Here is a 13,350-nt window from a genome sequence, read left to right as displayed (position 1 = left end):
CTCCTGCGCCCCGAGTCTATTATTCCCCTTTTAAGAAATACTCGTACATATACTCTTTACCAAGAATGTTCGCTATATTTCTTATAGAGTTATAATATTTGTTGTCTACTTCTATGTACTTATCAATCGTATGATCAAAACTATTCAAAGCCTCTGTTTCTTCTATGTGTATTTCTAACATAGCTTTTGAAAAACGTTTTTGTATCTTCTTATCTAACTTACTTCTTGCAACGTATGGAGATCCTGGAATATCTTCTGATTTCCAAACGATGGTCATATCTTCCGGCTTTACTATCCCTTTTTCTAGTAAATTTCCATACTGAACACTACTAATAGCCCCAGCATCTACATCTTTTGAATGAATATTAGCCAGTACTTGATCATGAGAACCTGCATACTGTGTTTCGCTAAAAAATGTTTCATATGTTATATTTCTACTCTTAAATAATGCATAGGGAAGGACAAACCCCGATGTAGAGCCAGAATCAACGAATGCAAACTTCTTTCCTTTTAATTCCTCAATGCTACTAATACCTGAATCTTTCTGTGTAATGATAAGTGAATTATAGTAAATACCAGTATCTTTTCTTTGTTGAACAACTAAAGGAGTAAGTTCCATTTCACTTTCAGCAGCTACATAAGAAAAAGCACCATACCACCCAATATCGATTGTTTCGTTCTTCATTCCTTCTATTAAACTAACGTAACTATCGGCGGCGTCCACTTCAATAGGAATACCCAATTGCTCTTCTAAATAGAGTCGAATAGGTTCAAACTCCTTTTCCATTTCATTTGCATCTTTTACCGGAATCATTCCGATTGTTAATTTCTTTGGAGTAGTAGCGCAGCTTGTTAATATAAAACTTATTAATATTATTATCATTAAGAATGTGATTTTTTTCCCATTCACCGACACATGCACCCCGTTAAAATAGTCCGTTATTATTAGTTACTATTATACTATAAGTTTATTAATTGTTTGTTAATTTCTTATGAATTATGTTTTTCAATGCTATCAGTCGCCATTAGCAAAATATTTTTATACTATTCAGAAACTAATAGGTAGTAGTTTATACATATATATAGATTATTGAATAGCTTATAAAAAGTGAAAAACTATCGAAGGAGGTTATGAAATTGTCACGTAGAAGAAGTCCTCGCTTTTGTATATTTCCAGGGTATAACTGGTGTGGACCCGGTTGCAACGGACCAGGTGCACCTATAAATGAAGTAGATGCAGCGTGTAAAGCACATGATAAATGCTACAGTAAAGGTAGAAATCCATGTGAATGTGATCGTGAGTTTATCGAGCGGCTACGTCCTAATATAAATCCTTATACACAACAAGGAAGACACGCTCAGCTACTTTATAATTATATGAGATTCCAATCCAGTTTTACTTGTAACTCTTTTAGAATATAAGCATAGGGTAGCGAAAAAAATCTGAATACCATAGAAAACGGTATTCAGATTTTTTGCATTTCTTCTTTATATTCAGTTACACAGTTATGACAAATACAATGCTTTCTTCTACTTTCTTCCGGAACTAGTTCGAAAATCCCCTTTGGAAATTCCTCTATCGTACACCAACATCCATTTGGCTCTGTTGCATCGACCATACATTTGTTTTCCTCTCCGCAAAGCGGACAATGTGTATTAGCCATTACAAATCCCTCCTATTTTGCGTCAATCTTCACACGGTTACGTTCGATCGTTCTAACCGCTCCTAAAAGTCTATCTCTCATTTTATATTCAGACTAATCTAATAGCAATAAGGAAAGACATCAATTTCCGATAGACCTCAGAATCTGATACCTTTCATATACTTCATTTTTTAAATGCTAAGCCTTCCGCATCTAACGCAGCTCTGAGTTTTGGTAAGGAGGCTGGTCCCATACCGTGAAATTTCAAAATATCTTTTTCACTAAAGTTTGAGAGCTGCTGCAAGGAAGTGATGCCATTGCTTTCTAATGCACGTCTAGCAGGTGCGGAAAGTAGAGCCAGAAATCCGGTTTCAGGTTTGCGTTCCTGTTCACAAGTGGGACATGTAGGGCAGTCGCTGCTTTTGTAGTATTCGTGTCCTTTTTCGCATGTCCTTAAAGTTTTTTGAGTAGTTGTCATGACCAGTTTCTCCTTTTTCTGTAGAATTCAAATGCTTATTCTTCTTACTATTTAGGTGCATAAATAACTATTACAACTATCCGCTCATATTTTACAACTAAAGCTGCATTTTCTCCAACTAAAACCACAAATTTTACAACTAAACTTTTTACTGATTCACTTTTGCGTAAACCCTATCTTTTTGGATAATAATAAAAACCAGCTACACTGACGTTGATGTCGTTGGAGCTGGTTTGATTTTGGAATTTCATTAAAAACTAATTCGAAATGCTTTTACAATAATGCCATCATTTGCCGGTTCAAAATCAAACTGTGGCAACCTTTCAAAGCCTAAATGTTCATATAATTTTATGGCACTCTCCATAAAATCTGCGGTGTGGAGACCCATTTCGGAAAAACCTTTTTCCTTTGCACGATTAATACATTCATTAATGAGCAATGTTGCTATTCCTTTTCCTCTCGATTTGGAAGAGATAGCAAGCATTCGTAATTCTGGATAACTAAGTTCGTCTTCTAAGAGTCCATCATAAGCTTTTATATCAGGAGAAAACAAAGCGACACTTCCCATTATTTCTCCATCGATTTCTACTACTATTCGTTCCACACCGGTTTGGATATCCCCATCCGATAAGATGGATTTTCTTAAAGCTTGCCAATGTGCTTCCGGAATTTTGGATGCATGTTCCTCATATGCAGCCAACCTTAGCTCTCTAATATAAGTTAATTCTTCTTTTACAGCATCTCGGATAATCACTACTTCTTCATCTCCTTACGTCTTATTTTCCTTTATGCACGAGAAACTTTTCTTTATTTCCACTTAAAGCTTCACGATTATGTGCGGAAAGGAAGTTAGACGTATCCGGACCTTTTGGTAAAATATTTAGACTCTTTTGATCATCGCTTGCGATATGATTAGATAGATGATAATGTATTTTAATCGCTTCAAAATCTGTTGTATCCCCAAAACCAGGTGTCTGGTATAAATCTCGTAAATATCCCCATAAGTTTGGAAAATCTACAATACGATTCCGATTAGCCTTAAAAGCAGAATAATACGCAACATCAAAGCGTGCAAGCGTCGCATACAATCGAACATCTGAATCAGTAATAAAGTCTCCAAATAAAAAGCGTTTCGTGGATAAACGTTGTTCCAATTCATCTAACCGGGCAAACAATACATCGTAAGCCTCTTCATATGCTTCTTGAGAACGAGCAAATCCACATTTATACACACCATTATTCACTTCATGAAAAATAACATCACTTAAAGCATCAATTTCATCTCGTAAATGTTCCGGATATAAGTCTGGTGCATTTTCCTTATGAAATGGCGCCCAAGCCGTTTCCAAATGATTTGTTAATGTAAAATAATCGTTATTCACCGCTTTTTGTTCTTTTATATCAACAAAGACAGGTACAGTTGGTCTTCCAGCATATTCTGGGTCTGCATTCTTATACACTTCACTTATATATTGAATGCCTAAAACAGGATCGACCCCTTCTTTATCTAAAGAAAATTCCCAATCCACACGGTCGATTTTAGGACGCATTGGACTAGCAGTACCTAAACTAATGACATCTTCTAACCCAAGTAAGCTTCGCACTATTACGGAGCGATGCGCCCATGGACAAACAGCCGCCCATAGAAGACGATATCTCCCCGCTTCTACTGGAAGTTCCCCAGGCTCACTTCCGAAAGGTGTTGCAAAACGATTTTTTTGACGAATAAATTTCCCTTTCTTATCAACTTCAGTTGGAACTTGTTTCTGCGTCTTTTCCACTTTTATCATCCTTTTCTAAGTATATATTTCTTTTTCTCATTGCAACATAAAAAAACATACTATTCTTCTTGGTTTAATTAATTCTATTACCTTACTATCTCGAAGTCAAGATAATAACCTAATAAAAAGTACTTGGTTCTAAAATTATTTTAAGTTGTTTTAGAACCAGGTACTATACTTATTTCTTATAGTAGAACTATTTTTTACTTTTCTTTTTTCCTGCTGCCTTTTCAATATTCTCAGAAACTCTATATTTAACAATCTCACTTATTAATTCGTAAGGCAACGGTTTTCCTATAGGAAACTGCACTGCTCCTTTTGAACTTTTATAAGTCGATAATTCCTTCTTAAAAGCTGTGATTCCGCTAGAAGTTGGATAGAATCCAATATGATTTTTATAAGCTGCGAAATGTACTAGGTTTCCACTTAAAGAAAAAGTAGGCATTTGATAGCTAATCTTTTCTTCAGCATCTGGTGCAGCCTCTTGTATTACCTTTCTTAACGTTGTTAGTATTTCCTGAATATCAAGCGGAAATGTGGATATATAGTCATCAATAGAAGTATAAGTTTTTTTATCTCCTTGCATAATTACTCCTTCATTCCTTGAATATTTTAAAGCCTAGGTTCACCTGCACCTGTAGCTTTAATTGTTAGTTGCATTGTCTATTTTTCATTTCCCATCAAAAGAAGAAGGTGTATCACGAAGTAGTTGGACAAAAAGACCGTCCCCTTCTAACCATTCTGCGATAAGAATGCCCTCGTAACTAGAAATGCCTTTTGCGTGAAGTTGATCGGTTAGCCATCCCTCGTTAAAACCTAAATCTTTAATTTCATCCCATAGAACTTTGCCGTCCCTGATAAGAGTTACAGGAATATAAACAGCTTTAGAAGCTAAGTTGAAATCCTCTTGTGTTAGCTTTTGATACTTGGTTTTCTTCAAAATACTTAGCGATCCATTCGCCTCTAAATAACAATATGCGACCTCTCGAATAGAAAATGTTTCACTTTGTCTAAGTAAGCTTTGTAGCTGATTCAGATTCATTCGATTTTTCTTTAATTCTTCCCGGTCCACAATGCCGTTTTTTATTAACGCGGAAGGTTTACCTTCAAAAAATCCACGAACCGCTAAAAACTTTTGCCCGAGAAATTCAACGACCAAAAGTAAGATACTCCATAATGCCATCGTGTAAACAATGTAAAATAACCCTACATCATCATGATACAATCCATTTCCAAGTAATTCACCTAATACTATCGCTGCTATAAATGTAAACGGACTTATTTGTTTGATAATTTTCTTTCCGACAAACTTGACGATAAAAAAGAGAAGAAAAAAACCAACAATTATTTCCATCGTAATATTTAAAACGTTCATTTTCAAAACAACCCCATTCCACCTATTATTCCATTCAGTTATCTCCAAATCACAACAGATATAATACTCCACTGGATGAATTGGCTAGAACAGGGTTGTTTGATGTGGATTATTCGCCTAAAAATACCTACTACAACTAAGTAGATGATTTTTACAACTTATTCGATACTTTTTCCAATTAAATCCTCCTTTATTATAACTATATATAAAAGAAATAACCGCCATCCCCTATAGGGTTTGGCGGTTATTTCTATATGATGTGAGCCGGTTGTAATCCTTAAACAATTCCAGTCAAGAGATATACACCAATTACGAAGAAACACGCTAATGTCTTAATAATCGTAATCGCAAATATATCTTTATATGCTTGGCGATGAGTAAGTCCACAAACCATTAGTAATGTGAGTACTGCTCCATTATGTGGTAAAGTATCCATCCCACCTGCTGCCATGGCAATGACACGGTGCATAACTTCTAAAGGAATACCGGCAGCATTTGCAGCCTCCACATACTTTTCCGCCATAATACCTAGCGTAATACTTATCCCACCGGACCCAGAACCTGTAATACCGGCAAGTGCGTTCGTTAATACAGCTCCATTGACTAAAGGATGCGTAAAGGTTGTAGCTAAGAAATTCTGAACTACAGCAAAACCTGGTAGCGCCGCAATAATCCCGCCAAAACCGAACTCCGAAGCTGTATTCATCGTAGCAAGCAAAGCACCACTTATACCGACACTTAAACTATCCTTGAAACTCAATTTAACTGCTTGGAAGTTCAAAGCAATTGCAGTAAAAATCCCTACGAGAAGTGCAAGTTCCACCGACCAAAGTGAAAGCTGCTGATTCATATTAACGGTTCCGTATTGTTCTAGATTAATATTGGCAAAATCAAACCCATTTGCATACCATTTAGGGATATAAGTAGTGAATAACTTGTTCATCACTCCAACTAATAGAAGCGGAAGAAAAGCTAACCAATCCTTTACATCTATTTCTGTGTATAACAGTGAACTAGGAGCAGCAATAGCTTCACTTGTAGCTGCCATTTCACTAGCAGCAGGTGACTCGTTAATCGCATTTTTCCCTATACCATAATAACCTTCACCATTCTTCGCTGCGTTCCGACGACGGCTCTCTAAATACAGCATACCAACTACAAAGATAAACAGTGCACCAATTGTACCAAGAAATGGTGCTGCATAGACGTTCGTATTAAAGAAAGTTGTTGGTATAACATTTTGAATCTGTGGCGAGCCTGGAATCGCATCCATGGAAAAAGTAAAAGCACTAAATGCAATAGTAGCCGGAATAAGGCGTTTCGGAATATTTGCTTCAAGAAATAACTGTTTGGCAAACGGATAAATCGCAAATACTGCTACGAATAAACTTACTCCACTATAAGTTAGTATAACCCCCATTAATACAACTGTAAGAATGGCTTGTCTAACTCCAATGAATCGAATAATTACTTTCGCAATTCTCTCTGCGATACCGGACATCTCAATTACTTTACCGAAAATCGCTCCAAGTAAAAATACTGGAAAATAAGATTTTATGAAGCCAACCATCTTTTCCATAAATATATTAGAAAAGAACGGTAAAACATGGCCCGGATCTGTTAAAAATACGGCAAGTAAAGCACATATCGGAGCAATGATGATTACAGAAAAGCCTCGATAAGCTAAAAACATGAGTAATCCTAGTGCTAATAGAATAATAATTAGATCCATAAATGTTCTCCCTCGTTTAATCTAAAGTCTTTTTGTTTACCAAGAGCTTCATTTCAAATACCGCCACTGTTTCATCTGTTTGCTTTTTAACTTCTTGTAATACCGTCACAACCCCTTGATTAAGCCCTTTACTCTGCAAATCAATTACTTTCCCGGATAGATGAATGGTATCTCCAATAAAAGTTGGATTTGTAAATCTTACTTTATCCATACCGTAAAATGCGACGACAATCCCCGGTTCGAAATGTACCAATCCAGTCGTAATTGATAGTACTAGCATTCCATGAGCGATTCTCTCTTTATATTGGGTTTCCTTTGCATATTCAATATTCGTATGAAGGGGGAACCAGTCCCCACTTAAACCGGAGAACATAACGATATCAGCCTCTGTTATCGTTCTTCCCTTTGATCCCCAAGTGTCTTCAAGTTTATAATCTTCAAAGTATTTATCGAACATTTCAATCTCCCCTTTGTTTATAAATACTAATCTATCAATTACGCCTCAGGCGTAATTGCGTTTGGACAATCTCGCACGAAAGTTGGCAATACGTATCTAACTTGGACGATCTCTCCCCAATTTTGCATTGCGCTTTGGCCTGCTTGATGCAGGTTAAATCAGCAAATGTGTTTTGACTGCTGAGTCAAGTTAAACTGGATAAACTCCATGCTTGCGCTCAGTGAAAACTAAATATTTCGACATATAAACATCCAAACGTGATGCAAGTTCCTCACGTAAACGGTTAGGCTCAACAACATCATCAATTATTAGATCTGAAGCTAGACGGTAAATATCAATGTCTTCTCTGTATTCGTCACGTTTTTCCGCTATAAACGCAGCTCTTTCTTCTTCCGGAAGGGAAGCAATTTTGTTTGCATATACTGCATTTACCGCAGCTTCTGGTCCCATTACCGCAATAGAAGCCGTCGGTAGCGCGATACAGCAATCTGGTTCAAACGCTGGACCCGCCATTGCATATAATCCAGCACCATACGCTTTACGTACGATAACGGTCATTTTCGGAACAGTCGCTTCACTCATAGCAGAAATCATTTTAGCACCATGTCTAATAATCCCAGCTCTTTCTACATTTGTCCCAATCATGAAACCTGGTACGTCTGCAAGGAATAATAAAGGGATATGATATGCATCACAAAGATTAATGAATTTTGCTGCTTTATCTGCACTATCATGAAATAGTACGCCGCCTTTTACACGCGGTTGGTTTGCAATAATTCCAATTGGCTGACCGTTGATTCTTCCAAGACAAGTAATAAGTTCAGGTGCAAACAATTTCTTAATTTCACACATAGAATCTTCGTCGATTAATCTTTCAATTAACTGATACATATCAAATGGTGCGTTTTGATTTTTAGGAATTAACTGCTCAATAGTCTTTTCAAAGAAAGCTGGTTCTTTTGCTTCTGCTTTTACCGGCTTTTCAGTAAAGTTTTCCGGAAAATATGTTAAATATTTTCTTGCATACGTAATAGCTTCTTCTTCACTTTGCACTAGTACATCGCCACAACCAGAAACAGAACAATGCATTTTAGCTCCACCCATTTCTTCGAGTGAAACCTTTTCACCAATAACCATTTCTGCCATTCGAGGAGATCCTAGATACATGGAAGCATTACCTTCCACCATTACAACAACGTCACAGAATGCAGGAATGTATGCCCCGCCCGCTGCAGATGGTCCAAATAGAAGACAGATTTGTGGCACTTTTCCTGACATTTTGACCTGATTATAGAAAATACGTCCTGCCCCTCTACGACCAGGGAACATTTCTAACTGATCAGTAATGCGAGCTCCAGCTGAGTCAACAAGATAAAGCATAGGGCAGCGTAGCTTTTCAGCCGTTTCTTGAATACGGATAATTTTTTCTACAGTCCGCTTTCCCCAAGAACCTGCTTTAATAGTAGAATCATTAGCCATGACACAAACAGTACGGCCATTAATCTTACCAATTCCGGTAACAACACCGTCTGCTGGAAGGTCTCCTGCTAGTAAATTAGCAAACATACCATCCTCTGCTTTTAAGCCATCATCAAATAGCAAATTCAATCTGTCACGAACGAACATTTTCGCTTGTTCTTGATTTTTTTTATGATATTTCTCTTGCCCACCTTGCAAGATGGCATCTTTTTTGGCTTGAAAATCTGTTTGTGAAACTGTCGTTGTCATGTTGTTTCCTCCTTATTTCCCTGTATATTGTGGTGCACGCTTTTCTGCAAATGCGCGTAATCCTTCTAATCTATCTTCAGTTGGTAGCAATTCGTTGTACGCAAGCTCTTCTATTTTTAGTCCTGTACTAAGGTCTACTTCTATTCCATTATTAATCGCAGCTTTTGCTTGGACTAACGCAAGAGGTGCATTTTTCGCTATGGATACTGCAATTTCTAGTGCTTTATCTAACAGTTGCTCACGTGGAACGACATATTCCAGAATGCCTAAAACTTCGGCTTCCTCAGCAGTCAATCGCTTTGCGCTGAAAATGAGTTCTTTTGCTTTTCCAAGACCGATTAAACGAGGTAGACGCTGTGTTCCTCCTGCTCCAGGTATAATACCTAAGGAAGTTTCTGTTAATCCCACTTTTGTTTCTAGTGCACCGATTCGGAGGTCGCATGCCAATGCCAACTCAAGACCACCTCCGAATGCTACTCCATTCAGTGCAGCGATAACAGGTTGCGGAAGGGATGCGACTTCATTCACAGTTTCTCCGATTGATCGAACCGCTTGTTTAACCTCTATTTCCGTCATTGTTTTTCGCTCTTTTAAATCAGCGCCTGCGCAAAAAGCTTTTTCTCCAGCACCTGTTAGAATAATTACTCGAACTTCTGGATTATTTTTCAAATCATTCGCAGCCGTTTTTAAATCACGAAGCATCTGTTTGGACAAAGCATTTGCCGCATCTGTACGATTTAAAGTGATGATGGCAATCCCGTCGCTCCGCTTTTCAACTTCCACATTTGTAAGTACAGTCTCAAACATTGCAAACATCTCCTTCTTCTGCATTCAAAATATCCATTTGACGACTATTCAGCCTTTTCCCTCTTACCTTTTCAATTAACTGGGCAGATTTCATCACTGCATCTAGATCAATTCCAGTTTCAATACCCATTTCATGGAGCATGTACAATAAATCCTCGGTCGCAACATTACCAGATGCACCTTTTGCATACGGGCAACCACCCAATCCTCCAAGGGAGCTATCAAAAATAGTTATTCCCATTTCAAGTGATTTCACAATATTTGCTAGTGCTGTCCCTCTCGTATCATGGAAATGCATAGCAAGCTTGCTCGCATCAAAATGAGGTAATAATTCTTCCAGTAATTGTTCTACTTGATTTGGAACACCAACGCCGATTGTATCACCTAACGATAGCTCGTCTATACCCATAGAAAATAGACGATCGCTCACCTTTCTTACTTGCTGTGCTGCAATTGGACCTTCATATGGACATCCAATTACTGTAGATAAATAACCTCTGACCGTTTTCCCTGCTGCTTTCGCTTCCTTAACGACTTCGCTTAGAATCGGGTACGTTTCTTCTATCGATTTATTAATATTATTTTGATTATGCGCTTCGCTCGCTGACATGAAGATGCTCACTTCATCTACATTTGCTTCTAATGCACGCTCAAGTCCTCTTAAGTTAGGAACAAGGGCAGCATAAATAACCCCTTGTTCCCGCTGAACTTTCCTGAGTACTTCCGACGCATCTGCTAGTTGCGGTATCCATTTCGGATGGACGAATGAACTCACTTCAATATAAGAAAGGCCTGTCTTCGAAAGCGAGTCGATCCAAACAATCTTATCTTCAGTTGAGATAGTTTGTTTTTCATTTTGTAATCCGTCTCTTGGACCAACTTCTTTTATCGTTACATTTTTCGGTAGTTTCAAAGATTTTACCTCCTATTCAACATCGATGAGTACATCGTCATCATTCACAAAGTCGCCTTCATTAATATGAATCTTCGTTACGACGCCGGTTTTTTCTGCAGCAATCGGAATTTCCATTTTCATCGATTCAAGGATTACTACATCTTGTCCTTCTGTTACTGTATCCCCTTCTGCTACTAATACTTTCCATACACTACCTGCCATGCTTGCTACGATGTTTGTCATTTTCAAGTCCTCCTTATTTTGCTGCTGCTTTTTGAGGTAAGTAATATTTATTCACAAAATCAGTTGTTGTATATCCCGCTAAAAATTGTTCGTGGCTGACCGTTTCAATGAGCATTGGAATATTTGTTTTAATACCTTCCACTTTATAATTTTCAAGTGCTTCTTTAATTCGAGTACATGCTTCACTACGTGTTTCTCCCCAAGCGATCAGTTTGCCAATCATTGGGTCGTAGTATGGTGTCACTTGCGAACCAGCTTCTATCGCGCACTCATTACGAATACCTTCACCTTGTGGTAGCTGAAATTCAGTTATCTTTCCAGGTGAAGGGAAAAATGTTTTAGGATCTTCTGCATAGATACGCACTTCAATCGCATGTCCTTTTAGTTGAACTTCTTCACGTGTAAGAGATAAACGTTCTCCATACGCCACTTTCAACTGTTGTTCTACTAGATCAAGACCAGTAATTTCTTCTGTAACGGGATGCTCCACTTGTAGTCTTGTATTCATCTCCAAGAAGTAGAAATTTTGGTCGCTGTCTACTAAAAACTCAATTGTTCCCGCATTGGAATACCCAATATGCTTTGCGGCTTGCACGGCAGCATCTAGCATACGTTTACGTGTTTCTTCACTGATAAATGGAGAAGGTGCTTCTTCCACTACTTTTTGGTTTCTACGCTGGATAGAGCATTCTCTTTCCCAAAGTGGAATGACATTTCCATGCGTATCCGCTAGAATTTGTACTTCAATATGATGTGGTTCGGCGATATATTTTTCTATGAACATCGTTCCATCACCAAAGAATGATTCTGCACGTTTTTTATTTCCTTCGAATGCTTTTAATAGTTCTTCCTCGGAGTTAACGAGTTGCATACCAATTCCACCACCTCCAGCGGATGCCTTGAGCATCAGTGGATAGCCAATCTCTCTACCTGCTTCTTTTGCTTGATCTATATTATCCAAAGCAGTATCGATACCCTCAACGATCGGAACACCGGCTTCTTTCATCATTTTACGTGCTTCGATTTTGCTTCCCATAGAAGCGATAATATCCGATGAAGGTCCGATGAATACAAGTCCTGCTTCTACACATCTCCGCGCAAATGCCGCGTTCTCTGATAAAAGACCGTACCCGGGATGCACGGCTTCTGCTCCACTTTCTTTCGCAACACGAATAATTTCGTCAGTATTTAAATAACTTTGATTGACAGGTGACTTTCCTACGCAATACGCTTCATCTGCTTGTCGAACGAATAAAGACTCCGCATCAGCCTCTGAATAGATGGCAACCGTTTGAATACCAAGATTTTTACAAGTTCGGATTATTCTTAATGCAATTTCCCCACGATTGGCTATCAATATTTTTGAAAACATATACATCGCTCCTTTTAAGTTTCTTTATATATTCATCATTGATCCGTAAAATTAGGTTTTCGTTTTTGTATAAAAGCTTCAACGCCTTCTTTAACATCCTTCGTTTGAAAAACATCACCAAAATAGCTGGCTTCGGTGACTAGACCTTCATTAAGGGGTTGTTCATATCCATCATCAATTGAACGCTTCGCAAAAGTTATGGGAAGTGAAGAATAATTACTAATTTTACTTGCGATTTCTAACGCCTTCTCCAAAGCTTTCCCCTTCGGAACAACGTGATTTACAAGTCCGATTCGTTCTGCCTCTTCTGCCGAGATAGGCTCACCGGTAAAAATCATTTCTTTCGCTCTTGCTTTTCCTATTAACCGTGGTAACCTTTGCGTCCCACCAGCACCAGGAAATAATCCCAATTTAACTTCTGGAAGACCGATCTGTACATGTTCCTCCGCAACTCGGATATCACAGCTTAAAGCGAGTTCGCATCCCCCACCAAGGGCAAGACCGTTAATAGCCGCAATAGTCGGATGAGGTAACTGTTCAATCTTATTAAGTGGTTCTTGAAGCCAAAGCGATTTTTGCTTCGCTTCTTCGACTCCTTTTCCAATCCATTCTGGAAACCCTTTAATATCCCCACCAGCTACAAACGCCTTTTCGCCTGCACCTGTTAAAACGACTACCTTTACGTTAGAATCTCTTTCGATTTCATCCACGACTGTATTCAATTGTTCAATAACATCTGCGCTTAAGACATTTACAGGTGGATTATCGATGACAATTTGTGCGATATTCTGTTGTAACGACCATGAAACAACTTGGACTTTTTGCATCGTTCTAGCACC

The 13,350-nt window shown here is 38.2% G+C and carries 16 protein-coding genes; 1 reads left to right on the top strand and 15 read right to left on the bottom strand.

Features of this window, described 5'->3' with window-relative positions:
* Positions 1-19: 19 nt before the first annotated feature.
* Positions 20-910, bottom strand: a complete 891-nt coding sequence (locus tag BMZ04_RS19085) for a phosphate/phosphite/phosphonate ABC transporter substrate-binding protein (RefSeq protein ID WP_093275861.1) — start codon at positions 908-910, stop codon at positions 20-22.
* Positions 911-1,131: 221 nt separating this feature from the next.
* On the opposite strand from BMZ04_RS19085, the gene BMZ04_RS19080 reads away from it, so the two are divergent.
* The gene (locus tag BMZ04_RS19080; RefSeq protein WP_093275857.1) at positions 1,132-1,422 is read left to right on the top strand and encodes a phospholipase; all 291 of its coding nucleotides are present in this window, start codon (positions 1,132-1,134) and stop codon (positions 1,420-1,422) included.
* A gap of 44 nt (positions 1,423-1,466) precedes the next feature.
* Here the strand turns inward: BMZ04_RS19080 and BMZ04_RS19075 are convergent, their stop codons facing one another.
* The 14 genes from BMZ04_RS19075 to BMZ04_RS19010 form a co-directional block, all read right to left on the bottom strand.
* Complete coding sequence (locus BMZ04_RS19075; protein WP_093275853.1) at positions 1,467-1,664, bottom strand: cysteine-rich CWC family protein; 198 nt, start codon at positions 1,662-1,664, stop codon at positions 1,467-1,469.
* A gap of 163 nt (positions 1,665-1,827) precedes the next feature.
* Positions 1,828-2,121 (bottom strand): RNA polymerase alpha subunit C-terminal domain-containing protein, encoded by a 294-nt coding sequence (locus tag BMZ04_RS19070; protein WP_093275850.1) that lies wholly within the window; start codon positions 2,119-2,121, stop codon positions 1,828-1,830.
* Between the two features lie 250 nt (positions 2,122-2,371).
* Positions 2,372-2,875, bottom strand: a complete 504-nt coding sequence (locus BMZ04_RS19065) for a GNAT family N-acetyltransferase (protein ID WP_093275846.1) — start codon at positions 2,873-2,875, stop codon at positions 2,372-2,374.
* A 22-nt stretch (positions 2,876-2,897) separates the two neighbouring features.
* A complete protein-coding gene (locus tag BMZ04_RS19060; RefSeq protein ID WP_093275839.1) occupies positions 2,898-3,911 on the bottom strand; it encodes a glutathione S-transferase family protein in 1,014 nt (337 codons plus the stop codon).
* 187 nt (positions 3,912-4,098) lie between these two features.
* Positions 4,099-4,488, bottom strand: coding sequence for an iron chaperone (locus BMZ04_RS19055; RefSeq protein ID WP_093275834.1), 390 nt, complete (start codon positions 4,486-4,488; stop codon positions 4,099-4,101).
* 84 nt (positions 4,489-4,572) lie between these two features.
* Positions 4,573-5,277 (bottom strand): DUF421 domain-containing protein, encoded by a 705-nt coding sequence (locus tag BMZ04_RS19050; RefSeq protein ID WP_093276302.1) that lies wholly within the window; start codon positions 5,275-5,277, stop codon positions 4,573-4,575.
* 277 nt (positions 5,278-5,554) lie between these two features.
* Positions 5,555-7,009 carry a GntP family permease gene (locus BMZ04_RS19045; protein WP_093275828.1) on the bottom strand — a complete coding sequence of 485 codons (1,455 nt, stop codon included), beginning with the start codon at positions 7,007-7,009 and terminating at the stop codon, positions 5,555-5,557.
* A 16-nt stretch (positions 7,010-7,025) separates the two neighbouring features.
* A complete protein-coding gene (locus BMZ04_RS19040) occupies positions 7,026-7,466 on the bottom strand; it encodes a MaoC/PaaZ C-terminal domain-containing protein (RefSeq protein WP_093275824.1) in 441 nt (146 codons plus the stop codon).
* A 189-nt stretch (positions 7,467-7,655) separates the two neighbouring features.
* A complete protein-coding gene (locus BMZ04_RS19035; RefSeq protein WP_093275820.1) occupies positions 7,656-9,194 on the bottom strand; it encodes an acyl-CoA carboxylase subunit beta in 1,539 nt (512 codons plus the stop codon).
* Positions 9,195-9,206: 12 nt separating this feature from the next.
* The gene (locus tag BMZ04_RS19030; protein WP_093275816.1) at positions 9,207-10,001 is read right to left on the bottom strand and encodes an enoyl-CoA hydratase; all 795 of its coding nucleotides are present in this window, start codon (positions 9,999-10,001) and stop codon (positions 9,207-9,209) included.
* A complete protein-coding gene (locus BMZ04_RS19025; protein WP_093275811.1) occupies positions 9,994-10,914 on the bottom strand; it encodes a hydroxymethylglutaryl-CoA lyase in 921 nt (306 codons plus the stop codon). Before BMZ04_RS19025 ends, BMZ04_RS19030 begins: the two co-directional genes overlap by 8 nt.
* 12 nt (positions 10,915-10,926) lie before the next feature.
* A complete protein-coding gene (locus tag BMZ04_RS19020) occupies positions 10,927-11,139 on the bottom strand; it encodes an acetyl-CoA carboxylase biotin carboxyl carrier protein subunit (protein WP_093275809.1) in 213 nt (70 codons plus the stop codon).
* Positions 11,140-11,152: 13 nt separating this feature from the next.
* A complete protein-coding gene (locus tag BMZ04_RS19015) occupies positions 11,153-12,511 on the bottom strand; it encodes an acetyl-CoA carboxylase biotin carboxylase subunit (RefSeq protein WP_093275805.1) in 1,359 nt (452 codons plus the stop codon).
* 35 nt (positions 12,512-12,546) lie between these two features.
* Entirely contained in the window at positions 12,547-13,338 is a 792-nt protein-coding gene (locus tag BMZ04_RS19010; RefSeq protein ID WP_093275801.1) for an enoyl-CoA hydratase, read from the bottom strand.
* Positions 13,339-13,350 lie beyond the last annotated feature (12 nt).

It is taken from the genome of Psychrobacillus sp. OK032, from assembly GCF_900111345.1.
GTDB lineage: Bacteria > Bacillota > Bacilli > Bacillales_A > Planococcaceae > Psychrobacillus.
This window is presented reverse-complemented; position numbering and strand designations above follow the sequence as displayed.

Coding starts and splice junctions, on each gene's coding strand:
- BMZ04_RS19080 (WP_093275857.1), top strand. CDS start 1,132: ATGAAATTGTCACGTAGAAGAAGTCCTCGCTTTTGTATATTTCCAGGG.
- BMZ04_RS19040 (WP_093275824.1), bottom strand. CDS start 7,466: ATGTTCGATAAATACTTTGAAGATTATAAACTTGAAGACACTTGGGGA.
- BMZ04_RS19075 (WP_093275853.1), bottom strand. CDS start 1,664: ATGGCTAATACACATTGTCCGCTTTGCGGAGAGGAAAACAAATGTATG.
- BMZ04_RS19070 (WP_093275850.1), bottom strand. CDS start 2,121: ATGACAACTACTCAAAAAACTTTAAGGACATGCGAAAAAGGACACGAA.
- BMZ04_RS19010 (WP_093275801.1), bottom strand. CDS start 13,338: ATGCAAAAAGTCCAAGTTGTTTCATGGTCGTTACAACAGAATATCGCA.
- BMZ04_RS19055 (WP_093275834.1), bottom strand. CDS start 4,488: ATGCAAGGAGATAAAAAAACTTATACTTCTATTGATGACTATATATCC.
- BMZ04_RS19030 (WP_093275816.1), bottom strand. CDS start 10,001: ATGTTTGAGACTGTACTTACAAATGTGGAAGTTGAAAAGCGGAGCGAC.
- BMZ04_RS19045 (WP_093275828.1), bottom strand. CDS start 7,009: ATGGATCTAATTATTATTCTATTAGCACTAGGATTACTCATGTTTTTA.
- BMZ04_RS19035 (WP_093275820.1), bottom strand. CDS start 9,194: ATGACAACGACAGTTTCACAAACAGATTTTCAAGCCAAAAAAGATGCC.
- BMZ04_RS19020 (WP_093275809.1), bottom strand. CDS start 11,139: ATGACAAACATCGTAGCAAGCATGGCAGGTAGTGTATGGAAAGTATTA.
- BMZ04_RS19050 (WP_093276302.1), bottom strand. CDS start 5,277: ATGAACGTTTTAAATATTACGATGGAAATAATTGTTGGTTTTTTTCTT.
- BMZ04_RS19060 (WP_093275839.1), bottom strand. CDS start 3,911: ATGATAAAAGTGGAAAAGACGCAGAAACAAGTTCCAACTGAAGTTGAT.
- BMZ04_RS19015 (WP_093275805.1), bottom strand. CDS start 12,511: ATGTTTTCAAAAATATTGATAGCCAATCGTGGGGAAATTGCATTAAGA.